This is a genomic window from Weissella koreensis KCTC 3621 (assembly GCF_000277645.1).
On the sequence record NZ_AKGG01000012.1, the window covers coordinates 25,037 to 48,255 of the forward strand.

Here is a 23,219-nt window from a genome sequence, read left to right on the forward strand (position 1 = left end):
TCTTTTTACTATTCTACACCAAATGTCACAAAATAAAACGCCAAATTGACCTTTTAAAGGTTACTTGACGTATTTGTCAACATTTTAATGTCTGCCATAACCTGTTTTTGAGATGCTAAGATGACATTTGATGATAACATGTCTAACGGTTGACCGTCAAGTGTTTCTACTTGTAACCCTAGACTCCGGCATAGGACTAATCCTGCCGCAAAATCCCAAGGTTTTAAGACACTGGTAAATCCTCCACATTGACCTTTTAATAGCCGAATAAATGAAATACCCGCGGAACCATAAACCCGATAACCTAGAGCCATTCGGGCAATGTTTTGATATTGATAATGATCATATAACAAATGAGTCCCTGAAAAAGAAATTATACTTTGATCTAATTTATTCTCAGTCGGTTCTTCCATTGTGGCTTTATTTAATCGGACACCTTGTGTAGGCCCCCCATGAACGACTTCATTTTTAACAACATCCATAATCCAAGCTCCTTGAGCCTCGCCATCATAAAAATAAGCTAGCATGGAAGCATATTCATCATGTTGTTTGACAAAATTCATCGTACCATCAATAGGATCAATAATCCAAACTGGGCCGTCTAGATTATTAACTTCATCCCCAAATCCCTCTTCACTTAAAATTCGAGCTGCTGGATTTAATTGTTTAATCTTTGCAATATACATTTGTTCAACAGTACGATCTAAATTAGTGACTAAATCACGGGCATTACTTTTAGTTTTAATAGTTAATGGATTTTTTATTTCTTTCAAAATAAATTGACGAATTTCATCCATCCATTCCAAAACTAAGGTATCCAATTGCGCATTATTAATCGGCAATTTGTCCATCTAGGCCTCCATCATCAAAACCTTTTTATTAGTTTGGCGCGCTGCTTGAATTGTCCGATAAATACTATATTCTGAAGTCGTTTCAAATTGCCGACCAAGTTGTTTTTCTTCACTTTTGCTAGTTACAACCGATTTAAAGCCTTGATACGCATTTAGCAACTTGTCTACTTCAACTCCACCTTCATAAGCTTTTGCCACTGATGAATAAAGTGCGCTGACTTTAATAATGTCATCTTTTGACCACCCATTCAAAAGGGGATAGTCGAAATTTAAATCACTTTTCATATTTTATTACCCCAAATATTTGGCATTATCAATTTGATGCCATGGTTCATCACTTTTAATATGATCATAATAAAGAGTTCCCTTTAAATGATCAATTTCATGTTGGAACACAATTGCTGGATAACCTTCCAACTTCAAGTCGTGACTTTCACCTAGTTCATCTTGATAGCGAACTGTAATTCGATATGAACGATGAACATAACCAGGTCGATCTTCATCAACTGAAAGACAACCTTCCCCAATAGTTAAAGCACATTGCTTAACAGATTGTCGAATAATAACTGGATTAAAGATCACTCCTTTGAAGAAATACTTAGGTTCCTCTTCTTCCACACTATCTTCAAAATCTTCAGCTTCATCATCCCAAGCTTGTTCATCTTCTTCAGGAATTAAAATAGCTGAGAACTGCTTTGATATGCCAACTTGAGGGGCTGCTAGCCCAACTCCTGGTCGCAAATCATATTTTTCGTTTAATTCTTCGTCCTGGCTAATCACTAGATATTCCATCATATTGTGCATAGCAGCCTGATCATCAGCACTTAAAGGAAATTCGACTTTCCCAGCCTGCTGTCGCAAGACTTCTGATGGGTCTCGGACGATATCTTTCATTAGATACATTTATGTACGCCTCCATATACGTTTTTATCATTAACTTTAATTATAACCTAATTTGTGAATTTAAGTTATGTTTGAAATGGTTGGTTTAATTTCTTTAGATCATGTAAATAAGCAACGGTTTGCTGGTTGCTTACATTTGCAACATCAATATGCAAAATGGGATGAATTTGGTCATACCATAAATCAGTGATAACAATTGGTGCAATCTCAGTATCAAGTTTAGGTAGATTTTTATCAGCACAATATTGCTTTAAATCATTATTAAAATGCTGTTGTAGTTCTTTTGGATCCAACCGTTGCTCATAATAAATTTTAATTTCAAACGCCATAACATTATGACCCCAAATATTAGCAGTTAATGTTGAATTGATATTCTTTGGTAACTTTAATCCATGCTCAAACGTCGTATTTTTAAATAAATAATTAATAGCCTCATTCACCAACTGCTGAGAATGAATAATTTCAATTTCTGTCTTACGACGGCCAACAAGATGCTTAATTCTAATCGTTAATAAAATACCAATGATAATAATGGCCCCGATAATTAAGACTATTGTCATTTATTTTTTCCTCCGCTATACCTTAATATTTTTGCATAGGTTAACATACCTATGTTTATTGTTCATATCATTACTAATTTATTGTGTTTTAAAGTATAATATTGCATACTAGCTACGAATTTTGAAGGAGAGTAAGATGTTAAAAAAAAGATTATTAACTTTTTCGTTAATCATTTGTTTACTGATCGGTTTAATATGGGCTTGGAATCACCACATTAATCAACCCACTATGCAAAATAAGACTATTCTTAAAACAAAAGAAAAAAGCAGTCTTGCGACAAAACCGACCTACCATACGGATCATAATTTACTAGTAGTAAATAAAAAGCATCCTCTAACTCAAGATTATAATCCATTTAAAGGCGCTTTAGATACTAATAACCCTGATGGAGGTGGTCTTTCCGAAAATGCTAATCAAGCAAAGAATGAAATCATTGCAGCCCTTCAAGCAGCCGGCTTTCCAATTTCAAACCAAGTTTCTGGTTATCGATCATACCAATATCAAACAACATTATACAATAATTATGTCGCAAATCATGGTCAAAAGGAAGCCGATACTTTCTCTGCTCGTCCAGGTTACTCAGAACATCAAAGTGGTTTAGCCTTTGATTTAACTGGTCAAAATGGTCAGCTACCAACGGATGATAAGATGTACAAATGGTTGCAAAATAACGCTTATAAGTATGGACTTATTATCCGATTCCCTAGACATTCCAGCACACAAACCGGTTATATTGGTGAAGAATGGCATCTCCGCTATGTTGGCATTAACAATGCTACTACAATGAATAAAAAAAAGATTTCAACACTTGAAGAATATACTGGTGTAAAGGGTGGTGATTACCATCCAGATGCTAGTCAAGATCAACTAGCGGTTAATGAATAAAATATATATAATACCATAAATTAGACTAAAATAGTTTGATTTATGGGATTTTTTAATAGGTCTCATTTCACTTTTACGCCTAACCCAAGGGTTCTATTATTACTTAAACCTTAATTCATGTTACAATATTAGTCAGGAAACATTTCTGTTAGCACATTTCGAGTCTTTTAAAACGATGAAAAGGGCTCAGAAAAAAATTATTTTATTAAAAGGAGCTAAATCAATATGATTTACAAAGTTTATTTCCAACCAACTAAGACTCAAAACCCCAAGCGGGAAAGCACTAAGTCACTTTACATTGAGACACCTGATTTACCAACTGCTCGTTTGGCGGTTGAAACTAACACCGAATACAATGTTGAGCAAATCGAAGAGCTTTCTGAGGCTGCGTTGACTTATGAGCAACAAAGCCTTGGTGAACGGTTTAAATTAACGGAGTTCTAATATGGCAATGGATATTGATGTACAACCTAATGAAGCAGCAGTTTATGCTTTAGGTGGTCTAGGAGAAATCGGGAAAAATACTTATGCCGTACAATATGGTGATGACATCGTCGTCATTGACGCCGGAGTTAAGTTTCCAGAAGATGAACTATTAGGAATCGATTATGTTATTCCTGATTATTCATATCTTGTAGAAAATATTGATAAAGTGCGCGGTTTGGTAATTACCCACGGGCACGAAGATCATATTGGAGCCATTCATTTTTTCTTGGAAGCTGTAAACGTACCAGTTTATGCTGGTCCCCTAGCAGCTGCTCTGATCACAAATAAATTAGAAGAACATGGTCTAACTAACCGTACTGAACTAAATATCATTGGCGAAGATGATGTTTTAACATTCGGTGAATTATCAGTTGAGTTTTTCCGAACTACCCACTCGATTCCCGATACATTTGGAGTCGCAGTTCATACACCAGTTGGCGTAATTGTCGAGACAGGTGATTTTAAATTTGATCTGACTCCAACTACCCACCAGCCACCTAACTTGCAAAAAATGGCACGTTTGGGTGCTGAGGGTGTTCTCTTATTAATGTCGGATTCAACTAACGCCGAACGTGCTGAGTTTTCAAAGTCTGAACGCTGGGTAGGTAAAACAATTGATCAATTATTTGATGATATTACTGGTCGAATTATATTTGCTACCTTTGCTTCAAATATGTCTCGAGTTCAAATGGCTACCGAATCTGCTTTAGCGCATGGTCGTAAAATTGCTGTCTTCGGGCGTTCAATGGATACAGCAGTCAGAAACGGATTAGCTTTAGGTTATTTAGATATTCCTGAAGATATGTTAATTGACGCCCATGAGGCCAATAAATTACCACCTGAAAAAGTGTTAATCCTATCGACTGGTTCTCAAGGAGAACCAATGGCTGCCCTCGCTCGTATTGCTAACGGAACTCATAAGCAAATTAAAATTCATCCAAATGATACTGTAATCTTCTCTTCTTCGCCGATCCCTGGAAATACTCAATCAGTTAATCACGTGATCAATCTGCTAGAAGAAGCCGGTGCCAATGTAATTTATGGTAAGATCAATAACATTCATACTTCTGGCCATGGTGGTCAAGAAGAACAAAAATTGATGTTATCTCTTATGAAACCTAAATACTTTATGCCAGTCCATGGTGAATATCGGATGCTTAAAGTCCACGCGGGATTAGGTGAGGCAGTTGGTGTACCTTCTGAAAACATCTTTATCATGGATAACGGAGACGTATTAGCACTAACCGCTGATTCAGCCCGAGTAGCTGATCATTTCCCTGCTGCCGACACTTATGTCGACGGTAATGGAATTGGTGATGTTGGTACTGCAGTGCTAAAAGATCGACAAATGTTATCCCAAGATGGACTTGTTGTTGTCGTTGCTACCATTGATTTAAAAAATCAAGAAATAACATCTGGGCCTGACATTCTTTCACGTGGATTTATCTACATGCGCGAATCAGAAGAATTAATCAATGAAGGACGTCGCGAAATTTTTAAGGCTATTTTAACCGCAATGCGCGAACCAAATGCCAACGAAAATACAATCAGAAATGCTGTTATATCAAAACTACAACGTTTCTTATTCAGTCAAACTAAGCGTCGCCCCCTTATTTTACCCATGTTTATCATGATTTAAAGTCAAGCTTTGAAGGAATCGAATTTAAATTCGATTCCTTTTTTGATACTCCATAAAACAAAAGAGACTCAAACAATTATGTTCGAGTCTCTTTTGTTTTAATTTAATATTGATTTAAATAGAACACATTATTATAACCAAAAATCTAATGTTTTTGAAGTAAACCGATAGTTATAAATATGTGCACCTAATTCTTCTCCATCCGCTTGAGCTAATTCTAAACGATGGGTTTGAAATTCTAATTTTTTATTTGTATAGCGATGAACTTCTGGTTGATCGTATAATTTATTTTTCAATAATGCTTTAACAATTTTGAGTAATCTAATTTTATTCTTAGGCTTTTCAATAATAATTAAATCTAATTTACCATCATGTGGATCAGCATCTGGCATAATCTTTACTCCACCCCCAAAATATGGGTGATTTGAAACCGTCATTAAATAAGCATTCTCATAAAAATCGGCTAATCGGCCTTCGCCTTTCACTGTAACCGCGAAAGAATCTTGTTCAGTTAAAACTTTTAAAATTAGTAACGGATAGGCCAAGCTTCCCCAACCCATCTTATTTAACCAAACTTTCGCTAGTGAATGATTTGTCATACTAACGACCATAGCATCAAATCCAACACCTAAATTATTTACAAAATATTTACGTTTATGATCTTTAATATTTTCATAGATCCCTAAATCGATCGTTAAAGGTTTTTCTATATTTTGTTTTGTTTTCTTTAAAATTCGTTGCAACGAAGCCATCGGATCAACCGATATTCCGTGAGCCCTGGCAAAGTCATTCCCAGATCCATCTGGAATATATGCAATTGGCTGATGATATTCGCTATTTCGCTCTAAAATGGCATTAATCGTTAAATTTAAGGTTCCATCCCCGCCCATTATCACTAATTGGATGGACTGTTCTTCTTGACGCTTTAAAAATCGTTTAATCCAACGTTCTAGGTCATGCTGATCTTTACTAATATAGAAATCAAAATCAATTGATTCAGAGATTAACTCATCTTTTAAAAGTTCCCAGTTTTCTACCGATTTTCCGGATTTAGCAACGGGATTTATGATAAATTGATATTTATTCTCCATGAATCTAACCGTTCCTAACTTCAAATATTCGGCTTGTGTATTCTCATACACAAAACTATTTTATTATACCTTATTCTTTTGGTTTTTTATAGCAAATAAACCATATATTTCACATTCTTAATATATAAACTAACAAAAAACCAAAGCTTATTTTATGTTATAAGCTTTGGTTTTATTAAAATTAAAATGCAGCAGTCAAAGGTGGAACAACTTGCTTCTTACGCGAAACAACTCCGGGTAAGTCAATAACATTATTCTTAATATCAGTATCAAAAGCTTTGGCGACTTCATTAGAAGCATCTCCCAAATAAAGTGCCTTTGAATTTGAATTTAAAATATCCGTAATAACAAACAAGAAGTTATCATATCCTTCAGCTTGCATAGCAGATTCTAGTTCAGATTGCCGTTCCAAGGTTTCGTCAATATCAACAGTATTAACTTGCCCAATACGGAAAGTATGTCCATTGAAGTCAAATGACTTAGCATCTCCATCAATCAATTCTTGGGCTGTTCGACTTGAAAGATCAGTTCCAGCCTTTAACAACTCCAATCCATATGCTTCATAATCTTTAATTCCAGCAATTTCAGCCAAGGCTTCTAAAGCAGGTTGATCCATTGAAGTTGTGGTAGGACTCTTCAAAAGTAATGTATCAGATATAATAGCTGAAGCCATCATTCCAGCAACATCACTTGGAATCTCAATATTACTTTTCTTAAATTCATAATACAAAATTGTAGCCACTGACCCTAGAGGCATATTAATAAACCAAAGAGGGGCATCAGAACTAAAATTAATCTTATGATGGTCATATACCCCAACCACTTCAACTTCATCAATATTTTTAGCTGATTGTGCTGCTTCATTGTGATCAACCAAATAAACTTGTTCAGTTTCAGCTTTTTCAATAACGCGTAGTGGCTTTACCTTAAAATAATCCAAGGCAAATTGAGTTTCCGCATTTGGCTCACCTAATGCGACTGGCTCAGTTTCTTCTCCCATAGTTTGATTTAATAAATATGATGCCGCAATTGCAGATGCAATTGTATCTGTATCAGGGTTTTGATGTCCAAAGACTAATTTTTTTGTCATTTTTAACTCCAACTTTCTAGGTTTTATTATATTTATATTTTACTATAATCAGACAAATTCTACATCTTTAATTCAAAATTAATTCTGAACTATTAATGTTCATATTAGTTGGTATTCCTACTTTTGATATTTCAATTACGAAACTTCCATTACTTTGACGTTGTCCAAATGAGTGTTCACTTGGATTAATCAACACAATTTGATTTTGATTAGTTGTAATGCTTAATTGAGGCATTTCTTTTATTGGCGTTAAAATCATAGTAACAATTTGATGTGAATCCTTCTTCAATTCACGCATCACCGCTACGCCCTTCTTAGCACGCGATGTCACTGGAATTTCATCAGTCTTCATCAACTTATAAGCTCCTCGATTTGAAATCAAATGAATCGCCATATTAGTTTGCACAAATCCGCCACCTATTAATTGATCATCAGAATTTAAATTAATTGCTTTTACGCCAGCTGTTCGATTACCTTGAACTGGTACTTCATCCAAGCTATAACATAATCCTTGCGCTTTTTGAGTAATCAATATGACATCAGCTGGATCAAGTTGAGCTTTAGGCTCAATAAATTGCAATAAGGCAACTTTTCCAGTCGCTGTTTTGAATTTAATTAGTGGAATTAATCGCTTCTTGTAATTACTACGAGGGGTCAAAGTAGCGAAATCAACTCGCTTAATATAGCCTTCATTTGAAGCAACCAACCATTGACCATTTAATTTATCAATATCATCTAACACTACAACTTGACTGATAGTTTCATCATTTCTCAAATCACTAACTGTTTGAGAAAGATGCTCCCCAGCATCCTTCCACTTAAATTCTGGAATTTCGTTAATTGGCCGATAGATCACATTTCCATAATTTGTAAAAATGAAAACATGCTGCAGGGTGTTAACCTTTTCAAGGTATACTGGCTCATCATCATCACGTAATCCATTATCATTACCTGAAGCACTAAATGAACGAAGTGAAGAACGCTTTACATAACCAGATTTAGAAATCAACATCACAACATCTTCATCAGCAATTGTAACAGTTTTATCAATTTTGATTTCTTGCACTTCAGCTTGAATTTCAGTTAATCTAGGTGTTGAATATTCCTTTTTAATAGCCGATAATTCACGCTTTAAGACTTTATTTAATTCTTTTGGTTCACTCAAGATCAATTGATACTTTTCAACCAAGTCACTCAAATTTTTAGCTTCTGCTTGCAACTGCGTAACATCAGTATTACTCAACCGGTATAGTTGTAGCGTTACAATTGCTTCCGCTTGTTCTTCCGTAAATTGATATTGATCAATTAAGCCTTGCTTGGCACCTTTCCGGTCATTTGCAGCACGAATTGTTTTAATAACTTGGTCTAAAATTGAGAGCGCTCTAATTAGCCCATCAACAATATGCATACGTTCTTGTGCCTTTCTTAAATCAAAGACAGTCCGTTTCATAATGATTTCACGTTGATGTTCAATAAAGGCTGTTAATGCCATTTTAAGACTAAATAAGACTGGTCGTTCCTTATGGATGGCAACCATATTGAAATTATAAGTAATTTGTAAGTCAGTTTTCTTAAATAGATATTGTAAGATTCCTTCTGCATTACCATCTTTCGCAATTTCAATTGCAATCGTCAATCCATCTCGATCAGATTCATCACGAACTTCAGTTAATCCAGCTACTTCTTTATTCAAACGGAGTTCATCCATTTTATGTACTAGGGCTGCTTTATTAACTTCGTATGGAATTTCCGAAACTCGGATTAATTGCTTACCACCTTTAATTGATTCAATCTGTGTTTTAGCACGGACAACAATTTTACCTTTCCCAGTCTCATAAGCTCGCTTTAATTCACTGGCTCCTTGAATAATGGCACCAGTTGGAAAATCAGGACCTTTGACAAATTCCATTAATTGATCAATATCTGCATCAGGATGACTCAAAAGATAGACAGTGGCATCAATCACTTCACCTAGATTGTGTGGTGGTATTTCTGTAGCATATCCAGCTGAAATTCCTGTAGCTCCATTAACTAGTAAATTAGGGAAATGACCAGGTAAAACAGTTGGCTCATACTCTGTATCATCAAAGTTAAGCACCATCTCAACGGTTTCTTTTTCTAAATCACGAAGCATTTCACCAGAAAGTTTTGATAAACGTGCTTCAGTATAACGCATAGCAGCGGCCGGATCATTATCAATTGAACCATTATTACCATGCATTTCAATCAAAGGAGCACGTAATTTCCAATCTTGTGATAGTCGAACCATCGCTTCATAAATTGAAGAATCACCATGCGGGTGAAAATTACCCATAATATTTCCAACCGACTTGGCTGATTTACGAAATTGCTTATCATAAGTATTTCCATCTTTACTCATTGCATACAAAATTCTTCTCTGAACGGGTTTTAACCCATCACGAATATCTGGTAAAGCTCGTTCTTGAATAATATATTTTGAATAACGACCGAAACGATCACCCATGACTGCTTCTAATGACAATTCTTGAATCGTTCCTTCTTGCTTGTTTTCTAACATAATGAATACCTCCTTTCCTCTTTAATCTTTATCCCAAGTTTCAATCTCTGGCTCAAAAAAACCAGGTAAAATATCATCATTTTGATTAGCATCAGCATCCTTATCAATTGGATCAATTTCTGCCGAAACTTTTGTTAACTGTGCTTCATCAACAACGTCCTTTGATGTTTCATCAGCCTCATTAAATTCCTTTTGTTTATCTAAAAGTGAAGCTTCATCAGCCAAAGAGAATGCGACATTACTTTCAATCCACTTACGTCGTGGCTCAACTTTATCACCCATTAAGGTCGTTACACGCTTGTCAGCTAACATGATGTCATCAATCGTAATTCTAACTAATGTCCGGCTATCTGGATTCATTGTGGTATCCCATAACTGTTCAGCATTCATTTCACCTAGCCCCTTAAATCGTTGTAAGGTATAGCCGCGGCCAATTTCTTTTTGTTTTTCTAACAGCTGCTCGTTAGTCCAAGCGTAAGTAATCGTCTGCTTCTTAGTTCCTTTTCTGAGCATATACAATGGTGGCAAAGCAATATATACTTTTCCAGCTTCAACCAACGGCCGCATATACTTATAGAAAAATGTTAATAGCAAGATTTGAATATGTGCCCCATCATCATCGGCATCGGTCATAATAATAACTTTATCATAATTAGATGCACTGACATCAAATTCAGAACCGACACCAGCTCCAATCGTATAGATCATAGTCGCAATTTCTTCATTTTTCATGATATCAGCTAATTTAGCTTTTTCAGTATTCAAAACTTTTCCTCGCAATGGCAAAATTGCTTGGAATTTACGATCACGTCCTTGCTTAGCCGAACCACCGGCAGAATCACCCTCGACCAAAAACAGTTCATTATGTTTGGCATTTTTTGATTGAGCAGGGGTTAATTTACCTGATAAAACACGGTCTTTACTACCCCTTTTTTTACCAGTTCTGGCATCTTCACGCGCTTTACGAGCAGCTTCACGAGCCTCACGGGCTCTTAAAGATTTACGAATTAATTCTTGAGAGAAATTTCCATTCTCCATCAAATAAAAGCCTAATTGTTCAGCAACAACACTATCTACAATTGAGCGTGCTTCTGGTGTTCCTAATTTTTCCTTCGTTTGGCCCTCAAATTGAAGTAATTCTTCTGGAATTCGAAGCGAGATAACAGCTGATAATCCTTCTCGAACATCCGATCCTTCCAAGTTTTTATCCTTTTCTTTTAAAAGATTAACTTTTCTGGCATATTCATTAAATGCTTTAGTCCAAGCTGAACGTAATCCAACCTCGTGCGTTCCGCCACCAGATGTTCGCACATTATTAACGAATGACATTGTAGTTTCTGAATAACCATCGTTATATTGAGCTGCTACTTCAACTTCAATTCCTTTTTCAGTCCCATCAAAGTAAAGAACATCGCCCATCGTCGTCTTATCTTCATTCAAATATTTCACGAATGAACGAATTCCATCATCATATTTATATTCTTCACTTTTTTCTTGTCCAACGCGTTCATCAGTAAGAGTAATTTTAACCCCACTTAATAAGAACGCTGATTCACGTAAACGTTCAGCTAAAATATCAAAATTATAATTAGTGGTTGAAAAAATCTTAGGATCTGGTTGAAATTCGACAGTTGTTCCATTGCCTTCCTTAGTTTTACCTAGGTTATTCAAAGTTCCATCTGGGTGACCACCATTAATAAAATGTTCTTGATATTTAAAACCATCTCGGACAATTGTAACCATTAAGCTAGATGATAACGCATTAACAACAGATGACCCAACTCCGTGTAAACCACCGGAAGTTTTATATCCACCCTGACCAAATTTACCACCAGCATGTAGAACTGTCAGAATAACTTCTGGTGTAGGTTTACCTGAAGCGTGCATTCCAACAGGCATTCCTCGTCCATGATCGATAACTTTAATCGAATTATTTGCGCCAATTGAAACGTTAATTTCATTACCAAAACCGGCCAAAGCCTCGTCAACAGCATTGTCAAAAATTTCATACACTAAATGATGTAATCCTTTTCCATCCGTTGAACCGATATACATACCTGGACGCTTACGAACGGCATCTAAGCCCTCTAAAACCGTAATATCATTTTCATCGTAGGTATTTGTCTTTACCATCTGTTTGCCTACCTTCATTATTTTATAAAAAGGTTAATATGAAAGATTAACCACCGTAACTATAAAAAGCACTCACAGTCAAAAATACCACGACTTTAAGTGCTGTTGCAACGTTTTTTATTGTTTTTAATTAAATTTAAACCTAATAACGCGTTTGAGTTTGACCACTAATACCCCGTTGAAATGGAACTTCATGCCAAATTTGATCCCGCTTAAATAATTCTGCCTGACCTTTGGTTAAATCACGTAGTTGTTCCATCACACTATTCAAGGCATCTAAATTAACTGGTACCACCATAGTGACTTTTTCAGTAAAAACAGTTTCACTAAGATCCAAAGCATGCTCTGCTAACCAATATTTAATTATTTCAAATTGAGGGTAGTCAATTTGAATGACGAGTTCTTGTTGCAAAATTTTTTGCACTAAGCCACCCGCCATAATGGCATCAGCTAACGTCCCTGCATAAGCCCGAATTAAGCCACCAGCTCCCAACTTAATTCCCCCAAAATAACGGGTTTGGACTACTACAACATCCCGAAGCTGATTATTATTTAATACTTCCAACATTGGTGTGCCTGCTGTTCCACTAGGTTCACCATCATCGGAAGCTCTTTGAATTTCAGAATGAGGACCCAAAACATATGTCCAAACATTGTGATTAGCTTTATTATGATTTTTTTGAATTTGTTTGATAAAATCTTGGGCTTCAGTTTCATTTTGCACACGTTGCATCTGAACAATAAAACGTGATTTTTTTATAATTTGTTCATACACAAAACTAGACTTCTCGATAGTGATATACGTTGTATCCACGTTTGATAGCCCCCAATCATTTTAATCTTCGAATTCAAATTGGAAGTCCATGATTTGAACAGTATCCCCATTCTCTGCTCCGGCTCGCCGAAGTGCATCATCTACTCCCATTGTACGTAATTGACGCGCAAAACGCATTAATGATTCTGTGAAATTAGTATTAGTTCGTTGGAATAGATTTTCCAGCTCATCCCCAGTCAAAATCCAATAATGATCATCTTCACGGACAATTTCAAATGGTTGCTCATTTTCTTTATACTCATACATTGTCAATTCTTCAGGTGCTGATTGCATCTCTTGAGCAATAAAGGCATCTGTTTCATCCAAAACATTGGCCGTTTTTTGCAAAAGTGGTTCCAATCCATCACGTGTTAATGAAGAAATTGGCATAATGACAGTATCTTGATCGAAATCAGGATCTTGTGCCAATTTAGCTTTAAATGTTGCTAAAGTTTCTTCTGCATCAGGCATGTCCATCTTCGTTGGAACAATAATCTGAGGCCGCTTTAACAAAGCTGGATCATATTCGGCTAATTCATGATTGATTTGCTTATAATTGTCATATGGATCAGAATCAGGATCAACACCACTCATATCAAGTAAATGGAGAATGACACGAGTTCGTTCTACGTGACGCAAGAATTGAATTCCTAATCCAACTCCATTTGAAGCTCCCTCAATCAATCCAGGCAAGTCAGCCATTACAAAGTCACGTCCATCATTTAATCGGACCATTCCTAAATTAGGAACTAAGGTCGTAAAGTGATATTCAGCAATTTTAGGCTTAGCAGCCGTTACTACTGACAAAAGCGTTGATTTTCCAACTGATGGGAAACCAACCAAACCTACATCAGCTAAGACTTTCAATTCCATTCGAATATCAAGTTCGCGACCAGGCTCACCATTTTCAGCAATTTCAGGTGCTGGATTCTTTGGTGAAGCAAAACGAATATTTCCACGTCCACCACGTCCACCAGCAGCTACGACCAATCGATCATCTTTATCTACTAGGTCCCCGATTAATTCACCAGTTTCAGCATTAGTAACTGTCGTCCCTTGTGGAACTCGGATAATCATGTCATCGGCTGATGCACCAGTCATCCCTTTAGTAGCACCATTACCACCAGGTGTAGCCTTAAAGTGACTCTTGTATCGGAAATCCATCAAAGTGCGTAAACCTTCATCTACAACTAAGATTACATCGCCACCTTTTCCGCCGTCACCACCAAAAGGTCCCCCCATATTAATATACTTTTCATGTCGGAAAGAAACAGCTCCATCGCCACCTTTTCCACCTTTAACAAAAACTTTTACTTGGTCAACGAATGCCATCGTCGTACCCCCTTCTGCTCTATCTAATCATGTGATTAGAGCCGTTAAACTTATTTAAAATCTGTCAATTAGAAAAAATTACCAGCTTCCAAAAAGCAAGATTTGATGCGTTATTAACTTGTCTATTGTATCGTATTTAACTCGATAAAGCTAATACCTACGTCAATGAATTGCACCGAGTGATATTTTAAGTGATTGAATAACCTTATCAGAAAGTCCCAATTGCTTCAACTCATCTACAGGTGCTTTTTCAATTTTACCTAATGATCCATATTTTGTGAGCAATTTTTGCCGCGTTTTAGGGCCAACCCCCGCAATTTCATCTAATTTAGAACCAAGTGATGATTTAGAACGTAAATTACGATGAAATGTTATTACAAATCGGTGTACCTCGTCTTGGATTCTTTGTAATAAAAAGAATCCTTGCGACTTTGGATCTAGCTCGGTATGTTCATTGCCTTCCGACTTCAACAAATCTGCGGTTTTATGATGCTCATTTTTAACCATCGCCGCTACTGGTAAATCAATTAATCCTAACTCATCTTCCAAAACTTCTTTAGCCGCATTTAATTGAATGATCCCACCATCCATTAAAACAAGATCCGGCATTTGAGCATGTTCTTTTAATAAGCGTGAATAACGACGTCGAATCACTTCCATGGTTTCAGCTCGCTCATCTGCATGATCTACACTCTTAATTTTATATTTACGATACTTTTGTTTATTTGGAATTCCATCTTCAAAGACCACCATGGCAGAAACAATTTCTTCACCTTGTGTATGAGAATGATCAAAAGCCTCAATGCGATGAATTTCATCAATTCCTAAAGCATCCGCAATTTCTTGCATGGCTCCGTTAGTTTTTTTCTCATTCATTTCCATTAAACGAAACTTTTCATCTAAAACAATCTTGGCATTTTCGACTGCCAAGTTCATCAATGCTTTTTTCTCACCACGTTGCGGCGTCCGCACTATAGTTTGCAAAACAGAACTAATTAATTTAGTATCAACGCCAGATGGTACTAGGATTTCTTTAGGCAACACCGTATTTTTACGATTGTAAAATTGTAAGATAAAACTAGTTAATTCTTCATTTGGTTCATCAACAATGGCAAATAATCTTTTTTCTCGTTTCAACAACCGGGCTTGACGAATGAAGAAAATTTGGACCGACAGCCACCCCTTATCCATATAAAAGTTAAAAAGGTCACGTGGCGTTCCATCTTTAGAAATTATTTTCTGCTTTTCAACCGTTTCAGCAATAAAATGTAATTGATCTCGTAAATCAGCTGCCCGTTCAAATTCTAACTTTTCTGCCGCTTCTTCCATTTTTTGATGTAGTTTTTTAGTAACAACTTGGGTATTTCCGGCTAAGAAACTTTGAATTTTTTTAATTTGCGCTTGATATTCATCAGCTGGAACTTCATGCCAACAAGCTCCCAAGCACTGCCCCATATTTGCGTACAAGCAAGGACGTCCTTGATATCCACTACATCTTCTTAGTGGATAATTTTTCTGAATAAAATGCAATGTTTCTTGAGCAGCATACACATTCGGATAAGGTCCAAAATACTGTGCATTATCTTTTTTAACAATACTAACTAGCTCAATTTGTGGGTCCTTTTCATTCGTTATTTTAATATAAGGGTAACCCGTTCCTCTTTTTAACCGAATATTATAATATGGTTGATACTTTTGAATCAACGTAATTTCAAGTAAGAGCGATTCTTTTTCAGAACTAGTTACAATAAAATCAAAATCAGCAACATTACGAACTAATTCGGCTGTCTTACCATCATGCTCACTCTTAAAATAAGAACGCACTCTATTTTTTAAGTTTTTAGCCTTACCAACGTAGATAATTTTACCATTCAGATCTTTCATTTGATAAGAACCCGGTAAATCAGGTAATAAGGCTAATTTTTGTTCAATATGTTCTGATGCCATAGAGCCCTCTTTCACAACTATTTTCACCCTATTTATACATTTTCAAGTATTTAAAATTAAATTTTATTCTTGATTGTTGTTTTTTTCAAATTTATCAACAATTAGATAAAATATTATTACCATATCAATCTATTGGTTATAACTTAAAACTTTAATTTTGGAATTATCTAATTCTAATTTGGTAATGCTTCCGTTTTGCGGACGAATCTTCAAATCGAATTGACCTTTTCCATATAATTCCATAAGACTAAGCAATGTATTACCATGGCTAATGACTAATACATTATCTCCATCTTGCAAATTATGATTTTCAGAAATTAATTTGAAACCCTTTTGAATTCTTTCCCAATACTCATGCTGATCTTCTGCATCATGGAATGGATCAGCTAATTTCATCATATCTTTTGCTTCTGCTATAGAAAAGGATTCAATAATCTCAGCAAATGATGTCAAATGTTGTGGTGCACCAACTTTAGCCCAAACCGCATCCATATTATCACCCTCAAAAGATCCATAAAATTGTTCTCTAAAGTAGGATGATTTGGTAGCTTTGGTCAAATTACTTTGATGATTTTCAGCTAAAATTAATTCAGCTGTATCTTCAGCCCGCGTTGTGTCTGAAGAATAAGCAGCAGCAAATTTAACTTCAGCCAATTTTCGACCAGTGTCTAATGCATTTTGGATACCATTTTTAGTCAAAGGCGAATTACTCCAGCCTTGTAATTTGTTATAAATATTAAAATAAGTTTGTCCGTGCCGAACCAAATACAATGTTAATTTAGCCATATCATTCTCCTAATTTCAAAATAAATCAATCAAAATATTAATTAATTCAATTCATAAAGTCTACCTACTATTATTATAGTATAATGAACACAAATAAGGAGGAATTCACCTATGGGATTACAATCAAACCGTCAAAATAGCATGGAAACATCTTTTGATAATTTCATCGAATTACCAAAAAAAGATGATAACGAAAAAAATGCTTTCTTAGGTAAGAAAAAACACAAGATTTATTATCTGAAGAAAAATAAAAAAACACGATAAATCGTCGATTATTATACAGACGACAGAGAGGCCAGGACATTTTTGTCCCAGCCTCTTTTTTAATTATTATCTTTTTCTTCACGCTTAACTTCAGCTAATAGCTTTCTTTCAGTTGCATCTAATTCATAATTTTCAAGTAAATCAGGCCGTCTTAAATAGGTCCGGCGAAGTGCTTCTTTTTTACGCCATTCTGCAATATTAGCGTGATGTCCACTCATTAAGACATCAGGAACCTTTTTACCTTTAAAATCAGCTGGACGGGTATATTGAGGATATTCCAAAAGCCCAGTTGAAAATGAATCATCAACCGCTGACATATCATCGCCTAAAGCTTCATCTAATAACCGTACAGTTGCATCAATAATAACCATTGATCCTAACTCACCACCAGTTAAAACAAAGTCACCCAAGGAAATTTCATCCGTAACTAGATCGCGTATCCTTTCATCATATCCTTCATAGTGTCCAGAAATAAACGTTAAATGTTCTTCTTGTGATAATTCTTCGGCCATCTTTTGATCAAAAGTACGCCCAGCTGGGTCTAAGAGAATCACACGCCCTCGGTTACCAGCTACAGCTTCAACATGCTCCATCGCTGAATAAATAGGTTGTGGCGTTAAAAGCATTCCCTGCCCACCACCATAAATGACATCATCAACATTATGATGTTTATTTTCAGTGAAATCACGAAAATCAACTACATTAAAATCAACCAGTTTACGTTCAATGGCCTTTCCAATAATGGATTCTCGCATAGGTGCAAACATATTGGGAAATAAACTTAATACATCAATTCTCATCAGCAACCCACTCTTCTAATAGAACAACTTTAGCAGTTTTGTCATCTAAGTTAATTTCTTTGACCACTTGTTCTGTAAATGGTATCAATAAATCTGATCCTTGCTTCCGTTGTATTACCCAAACATCATTTGCTGGTAATTCTAGAATTTCTTTGACGGTTCCAATAACACTTTGATCCTCATTATTAATAATAGAAAGTCCGACAATATCATGATAAAAATATTCATTTTGATCAAGTACTGGTATTTGAGTATCATCAACCATCAAATCCATTCCTTTATATTTTTCAATAAAATTAATATTTTGTAAGTCTTTAAAACTCAATAAGATAAACTGTTTGTGGTTACGTACAGTTGCAATTTCAACTTCTACATTATTTTTTGCCCCAATCACCATTTTGTTACCTGGCACAAACCGTTCAGTTGAAAAATCGGTTGTTGCAATTACCCGAACTTCCCCTTTAATTCCATGGGTATTGACAATAGTTCCTACTTTATATAAAGACATTCAATTGCTCACTCTCTTTTTTGATATACTATATTTCATGAATTTTAATGCTATGCTTCTAAACTTAAATACTTCTGTAAAGCCGCATTGAACTGTTCATCAGGTAATGTTTCATTTGTAAAACGACCCATAACCGTAAAATCATGCCGATTTTTGAAGCTCAAGGATTTTACCTCAACTAGTGCAACCGCCATGTTTTGTTCAGTTAAGAATATCTGTCCAGGCCCTCGTAATTTTCCTTTAGTGTGCTTACCAACACGCCAACTATGAAAATCAGCTAATTGGAGGGCGGTGTTTTCAACATGATATTGACCATTTAAATCTTGTTTAAGCATTACACCTACTAACTCTGCTGTTGAATATTTACTAGCCATATCTTTAACCGTCCTAATTATTCAATGTAATTAATTATAGATAAATCTAACTATCGACGCAATAGCCAACTACTTAGATTATCCGCTATTCTAAAAGAATTACCAACTTTAGATTTGACATTGATGACAAATGAGTTTAGTATAAATCAGGTCGGTTAATATGTGCAGTTGCACATAAAGGAGAAATATATGAACCCAGAGGTAAGTGATGACCAACTTCAAAGCTTTGGAATTGTCAGCCGTGTCATTCGTACTGAACTAAATCGGGTCCTTAAGCCTTACGGATTGAACGACAGCAATTATTTTTTTATATCTTATATTGCAGATCATCCAGAGTCTTCTCAAGGTGACCTAACTCGAACAATGTTTTTAGATCATAGTACGATTACTAGATCTGTTGCTAAACTAGTTGAGTTAGGCTATCTTGAAAAACATCTTGATGAAAAAGATCATCGAACGACACGTCTCTTTTTAACAAATAAGGGTGCTGAAATTCGATATGAAATACATGAACTCACTACGACTATTTTTGATAATACCTTTTCTGAAATTTCATCTGAAGAAAGTGAAACCATTAAAAGTATATTATTAAAAACAGCCAATCATTTAGAAAAAACGAGGTCTAAGAAATGAATAATACCGCTCAAAAGATGTCTACTAGAGACATCCTCTCGATTGCCGCTGCGGCAATCATGGCATTCATTGGTGTCTTAATTGAAACTTCAATGAATGTTACATTCCCAACTTTGATTCGTCAATTTAACGTTGATTTATCAATGGTGCAATGGCTTACAACTGGATATTTATTGGTTGTATCTCTTATTATCGTTTGTTCTTCTTATATTAAAGGAAGATTTAAAGAACGTAATATTTTTATGACAGGTGTTATCTTTTCAATTATTGGAGATCTTGCCTGTGCCCTAGCACCTGGTTTTTCCGTTCTATTACTAGGACGTCTAATCCAAGCAATCGGAACTGGAATTGTTCTACCACTTCTATTTAATATTATTCTTGAACGTGCCCCAATGGAAAAACGTGGAGTCTTCATGGGATTAGGTGGTCTAATTGTTTCAATGGCACCTGCCCTTGGCCCTACCTTTGGTGGAGTTGTCGTTAACTTTGTTAGCTGGCGTTATATTTTCTGGATTGTCCTACCATTAATGATTATTGGTTTTGTCTTAGGATTTTCAATTGAACAAATCACACCACTTGTTAAGCAAAAATTTGATTGGATTCGTTTAATCTTATTAACTATTATGTTTACAACTCTTACTCTAGGATTTAATACAGTTAGCCAACATGGTTGGTTGAATGGTGAATTAGGTCTTAGCCTAGTTATTACTGCTATTGTAGTATGGATTTTCATTGCTGTTTCTAATCGTTCAAAGCGAGTTTTGATTAATATTTCTATTTTTAAAAACCCTGTCTTCACATTGGCTCTAATTGCTTACGTATTAATTCAATTTTCAAATATTGGTATTAATTTCGTCTTACCAAATTATGCACAAATTGCTGATCATGCTACTGCTATGATTAGTGGTCTTATCCTACTTCCTGGTAGCTTAATTTCTGGATTATTAAATCCTGTCTGGGGTCGTATGTATGACACCCTAGGTGCTAAAAAGCCAATTTTCATTGGAAATTCGATCTTATTCTTAGCAATCATCGCCTTCGCTGTCTTTAGTCTTAAACTAGCACCAGTAATGATCTTAGTTTATTACCTAATCTTTGCCGTTGGAGTTGCTATGTCATTTGCTAATACAATGACTTATGCACTTACCATTACCGGTCCTGAAAAAGAAGCTGACGCTAATGCCATTTTCAACACCCTTCAACAATTCGGTGGTTCAATTGGAACTGTTATCGCCTCTAGCTTCCTAGCTTCTGGAACTGGTAACAATGCTGCTGAAGTAATGCAATCTGGTACACAACATGTCTTCATGTTCTTTGGTATCTTAATCTTCATTAACTTCTTCTTATACCACTTCACATTTAAATTAGGTCATAAATTAATGCCTAATCTATAAATAAATAATTAAAAAAGACTGGTCTATAAAAGACTAGTCTTTTTTTACGTATATAATGAATTACAATAAAACAAAACACTTAATAATTTACTGCATTCTTTTTGATATTTATTTGTATGTATCATTTTAAATTTGACATGATGATGTATTTACAACACTTTGGCTTTTATATTCGACTAAAACATCGTAAGCATCTCATTTTAAGCATTTATCATCATGGTATGAATACTTCATCAGTCTTTGCCTCTTATCACGTTAATAACCATTAAAATTTCATCTAAAAGACACTATAAAAAAGGTTAGTCCCTATTTCTACGGACTAACCTTTTTATAAAACCCTCAAATTACTTTGAGAACTTAGCTTCATGGTACTTCTTCATGATTCCAGCTTCTGATAACAAGTTTTTAACTGTATCAGAAGGTTGTGCACCATTGTTCAACCATCCCATGATAACTTCTTCTTCCAACTTAACTTCAGCTGGTTCAACCAATGGGTTGTAAGTTCCAACGTTTTCAATGAAACGTCCGTCACGAGGTGAACGTGAATCTGCTACAACTACGCGATAAAATGGGCGCTTCTTTGATCCCATACGCTTTAAACGAATTTTAACTGCCATGTTTAATTTCCTCCGGTAATTTTCTACTCTTATTATAATACCAGAGTTATATAACAGTGTAAAGTGTTTTTCCTTTACACATTATTTTTATTTTAGCGGCGCTTTTTCTTATTTTTTTTAATTTGACGCGCCATACGCTTCATAGCCATATCTTGCATCTTTTTACCCATATTACCGCCCATACCAGGCATGTTCGGCATTCCACTAGGCATACCAGGCATACCGCCACCTTGTAATGAACCCATCATTTGTTCCATTTGAGCGGTATTACCATTCATGGCTTTGCTCATCATGCCCTTCATTTGATTAAATTGTTTAATCATTCGGTTAACTTCAACAATCGGACGACCTGCTCCAGCAGCCAAACGACGACGTCTTGAAGGATTAATTAGATCTGGGTCTTCTCGCTCAGCTGGTGTCATTGATAGCACAATAGCTTTCATATGATCAATTTGCTTAGGATCCATCTGCATATTTTGCAAAGCAGGATTATTAGCCATTCCTGGAATCATTTTCATCAAATCTTCCAAAGGACCCATATTTTGAACTTGGTCCATTTGATCAATGAAATCATTGAAATCAAATGTGTTTTGACGCATCTTTTCAGCCTGTTCAGCGGCCTTTTTCTCATCAACATCTTTTTGGGCTTTTTCGATCAGGGTCATTAAATCACCCATTCCCAAAATTCGTGAAGCCATTCGTTCCGGATAGAAGACATCCAAATCGGTCATCTTCTCCCCTTGTCCTACGAATTTAATGGGTTTATTAGTGATCGCACGAATTGAAAGTGCTGCTCCGCCACGAGTATCACCATCCAACTTAGTCAAAACAACCCCAGTAATACCCAAACGATCATTAAAACCAGTTGCCGTTTCAGTAGCGTTTTGCCCAGTCATTGCATCAACAACCAATAAAATTTCATCAGGTTGCGCAATTTCCTTAACATCAGCTAATTCTTGCATTAATGCTTCATCAATTTGTAAACGTCCCGCAGCGTCAATAAAGACATAATCAGACTTCAATTCTTCAGCTTTAGCAAGCCCTTGCTTCACAATTTCACGAGGATCTACATTAGTTCCCATTGAGAATACTGGCACATCAATTTGTTGTCCCAAAGTTTCCAATTGATCAATGGCAGCTGGTCGATAAATGTCAGCAGCAATCATAAGTGGACGTGCGTTTTGTTCTTTCTTTAACTTAAAAGCAAGTTTACCGGCAGTGGTAGTTTTACCGGCTCCTTGTAACCCTACCATCATAATAACAGTGGGTATTTTTGGTGAACGATTTAAGGGAACATCTTGTTCCCCCATCATTGCTGTTAACTCATCATTCACAATTTTAACAATTTGTTGAGCCGGATTTAATCCTTCTAGAACTTTCTGCCCCGCAGCCTTTTCACGAACATCGCGAACGAAACTTTTTACAACCGTATAATCCACGTCGGCTTCCAACAAAGCCATACGAATTTCTCGCATTGTATCCCGTAAGTCAGCGTCTGTAACTTTTCCCTTTTTTCGTAATCCGCTCAATGCAGATTGTAGTCTTTCTGTTAATCCCTCAAAAGCCATTTTA

At 35.7% G+C, this 23,219-nt stretch carries 23 protein-coding genes; 6 read left to right on the plus strand and 17 right to left on the minus strand.

Features of this window, described 5'->3' with window-relative positions:
* Nucleotides 1-53: 53 nt before the first annotated feature.
* From JC2156_RS04250 to JC2156_RS04265, 4 genes are all read right to left on the minus strand, one after another.
* Nucleotides 54-851: an inositol monophosphatase family protein gene (locus JC2156_RS04250; RefSeq protein ID WP_006845477.1), complete on the minus strand. Its 798-nt coding sequence runs from the start codon at nt 849-851 to the stop codon at nt 54-56.
* Nucleotides 852-1,136, minus strand: coding sequence for a UPF0223 family protein (locus JC2156_RS04255; RefSeq protein ID WP_006845478.1), 285 nt, complete (start codon nt 1,134-1,136; stop codon nt 852-854).
* 6 nt (nt 1,137-1,142) lie between these two features.
* On the minus strand, nt 1,143-1,754 hold the full coding sequence (locus JC2156_RS04260; RefSeq protein ID WP_006845479.1) for a peptide deformylase: 612 nt from the start codon (nt 1,752-1,754) through the stop codon (nt 1,143-1,145).
* 65 nt (nt 1,755-1,819) lie between these two features.
* The gene (locus tag JC2156_RS04265) at nt 1,820-2,314 is read right to left on the minus strand and encodes a hypothetical protein (RefSeq protein WP_006845480.1); all 495 of its coding nucleotides are present in this window, start codon (nt 2,312-2,314) and stop codon (nt 1,820-1,822) included.
* Between the two features lie 136 nt (nt 2,315-2,450).
* Between JC2156_RS04265 and JC2156_RS04270 the strand changes: the two genes are divergently transcribed.
* The 3 genes from JC2156_RS04270 (at nt 2,451) to rnjA (ending at nt 5,325) form a co-directional block, all read left to right on the plus strand.
* Nucleotides 2,451-3,200, plus strand: a complete 750-nt coding sequence (locus JC2156_RS04270) for a M15 family metallopeptidase (RefSeq protein ID WP_006845481.1) — start codon at nt 2,451-2,453, stop codon at nt 3,198-3,200.
* A gap of 225 nt (nt 3,201-3,425) precedes the next feature.
* Complete coding sequence (locus tag JC2156_RS04275; protein ID WP_006845482.1) at nt 3,426-3,644, plus strand: DNA-directed RNA polymerase subunit epsilon; 219 nt, start codon at nt 3,426-3,428, stop codon at nt 3,642-3,644.
* 1 nt (nt 3,645) lies between these two features.
* Complete coding sequence (gene rnjA, locus JC2156_RS04280) at nt 3,646-5,325, plus strand: ribonuclease J1 (protein ID WP_006845483.1); 1,680 nt, start codon at nt 3,646-3,648, stop codon at nt 5,323-5,325.
* A 131-nt stretch (nt 5,326-5,456) separates the two neighbouring features.
* Here the strand turns inward: rnjA and JC2156_RS04285 are convergent, their stop codons facing one another.
* The 8 genes from JC2156_RS04285 to JC2156_RS04320 form a co-directional block, all read right to left on the minus strand.
* Nucleotides 5,457-6,467 carry a diacylglycerol/lipid kinase family protein gene (locus JC2156_RS04285; protein ID WP_155815915.1) on the minus strand — a complete coding sequence of 337 codons (1,011 nt, stop codon included), beginning with the start codon at nt 6,465-6,467 and terminating at the stop codon, nt 5,457-5,459.
* A gap of 130 nt (nt 6,468-6,597) precedes the next feature.
* A complete protein-coding gene (locus tag JC2156_RS04290; RefSeq protein WP_006845485.1) occupies nt 6,598-7,506 on the minus strand; it encodes a manganese-dependent inorganic pyrophosphatase in 909 nt (302 codons plus the stop codon).
* Nucleotides 7,507-7,573: 67 nt separating this feature from the next.
* A complete protein-coding gene (gene parC / locus JC2156_RS04295; RefSeq protein WP_006845486.1) occupies nt 7,574-10,045 on the minus strand; it encodes a DNA topoisomerase IV subunit A in 2,472 nt (823 codons plus the stop codon).
* 21 nt (nt 10,046-10,066) lie between these two features.
* Entirely contained in the window at nt 10,067-12,178 is a 2,112-nt protein-coding gene (gene parE / locus JC2156_RS04300) for a DNA topoisomerase IV subunit B (protein WP_006845487.1), read from the minus strand.
* Between the two features lie 142 nt (nt 12,179-12,320).
* A complete protein-coding gene (locus tag JC2156_RS04305) occupies nt 12,321-12,992 on the minus strand; it encodes a YigZ family protein (protein WP_006845488.1) in 672 nt (223 codons plus the stop codon).
* Nucleotides 12,993-13,013: 21 nt separating this feature from the next.
* The gene (gene obgE, locus JC2156_RS04310; protein ID WP_006845489.1) at nt 13,014-14,324 is read right to left on the minus strand and encodes a GTPase ObgE; all 1,311 of its coding nucleotides are present in this window, start codon (nt 14,322-14,324) and stop codon (nt 13,014-13,016) included.
* 162 nt (nt 14,325-14,486) lie between these two features.
* Nucleotides 14,487-16,271 (minus strand): excinuclease ABC subunit UvrC, encoded by a 1,785-nt coding sequence (uvrC, locus tag JC2156_RS04315; RefSeq protein ID WP_006845490.1) that lies wholly within the window; start codon nt 16,269-16,271, stop codon nt 14,487-14,489.
* Between the two features lie 129 nt (nt 16,272-16,400).
* Entirely contained in the window at nt 16,401-17,057 is a 657-nt protein-coding gene (locus tag JC2156_RS04320; protein ID WP_006845491.1) for a histidine phosphatase family protein, read from the minus strand.
* A 111-nt stretch (nt 17,058-17,168) separates the two neighbouring features.
* On the opposite strand from JC2156_RS04320, the gene JC2156_RS08870 reads away from it, so the two are divergent.
* Nucleotides 17,169-17,321, plus strand: coding sequence for a hypothetical protein (locus JC2156_RS08870; protein WP_006845492.1), 153 nt, complete (start codon nt 17,169-17,171; stop codon nt 17,319-17,321).
* A 59-nt stretch (nt 17,322-17,380) separates the two neighbouring features.
* Here JC2156_RS08870 and trmD read toward each other — a convergent pair whose 3' ends face one another.
* Genes trmD through JC2156_RS04335 form a run of 3 tightly spaced genes read right to left on the minus strand, consistent with a single transcriptional unit; the run spans nt 17,381 to nt 19,003 of the window.
* The gene (trmD, locus tag JC2156_RS04325; protein ID WP_006845493.1) at nt 17,381-18,121 is read right to left on the minus strand and encodes a tRNA (guanosine(37)-N1)-methyltransferase TrmD; all 741 of its coding nucleotides are present in this window, start codon (nt 18,119-18,121) and stop codon (nt 17,381-17,383) included.
* Nucleotides 18,111-18,629, minus strand: a complete 519-nt coding sequence (gene rimM, locus JC2156_RS04330) for a ribosome maturation factor RimM (RefSeq protein ID WP_006845494.1) — start codon at nt 18,627-18,629, stop codon at nt 18,111-18,113. The genes trmD and rimM overlap by 11 nt, the downstream gene beginning before the upstream one ends.
* A gap of 50 nt (nt 18,630-18,679) precedes the next feature.
* Nucleotides 18,680-19,003, minus strand: a complete 324-nt coding sequence (locus JC2156_RS04335; RefSeq protein WP_006845495.1) for a DUF7671 family protein — start codon at nt 19,001-19,003, stop codon at nt 18,680-18,682.
* Nucleotides 19,004-19,192: 189 nt separating this feature from the next.
* Between JC2156_RS04335 and JC2156_RS04340 the strand changes: the two genes are divergently transcribed.
* Together JC2156_RS04340 and JC2156_RS04345 are read left to right on the plus strand one after the other, a co-directional pair.
* Nucleotides 19,193-19,636 carry a MarR family winged helix-turn-helix transcriptional regulator gene (locus JC2156_RS04340; protein ID WP_006845496.1) on the plus strand — a complete coding sequence of 148 codons (444 nt, stop codon included), beginning with the start codon at nt 19,193-19,195 and terminating at the stop codon, nt 19,634-19,636.
* Nucleotides 19,633-21,030 carry a DHA2 family efflux MFS transporter permease subunit gene (locus JC2156_RS04345; protein WP_006845497.1) on the plus strand — a complete coding sequence of 466 codons (1,398 nt, stop codon included), beginning with the start codon at nt 19,633-19,635 and terminating at the stop codon, nt 21,028-21,030. The genes JC2156_RS04340 and JC2156_RS04345 overlap by 4 nt, the downstream gene beginning before the upstream one ends.
* 344 nt (nt 21,031-21,374) lie before the next feature.
* Here JC2156_RS04345 and rpsP read toward each other — a convergent pair whose 3' ends face one another.
* Both rpsP and ffh read right to left on the minus strand, forming a co-directional pair.
* Nucleotides 21,375-21,647: a 30S ribosomal protein S16 gene (gene rpsP / locus JC2156_RS04350; RefSeq protein WP_006845499.1), complete on the minus strand. Its 273-nt coding sequence runs from the start codon at nt 21,645-21,647 to the stop codon at nt 21,375-21,377.
* 92 nt (nt 21,648-21,739) lie between these two features.
* On the minus strand, nt 21,740-23,215 hold the full coding sequence (gene ffh / locus JC2156_RS04355) for a signal recognition particle protein (protein ID WP_006845500.1): 1,476 nt from the start codon (nt 23,213-23,215) through the stop codon (nt 21,740-21,742).
* Nucleotides 23,216-23,219: the final 4 nt, after the last annotated feature.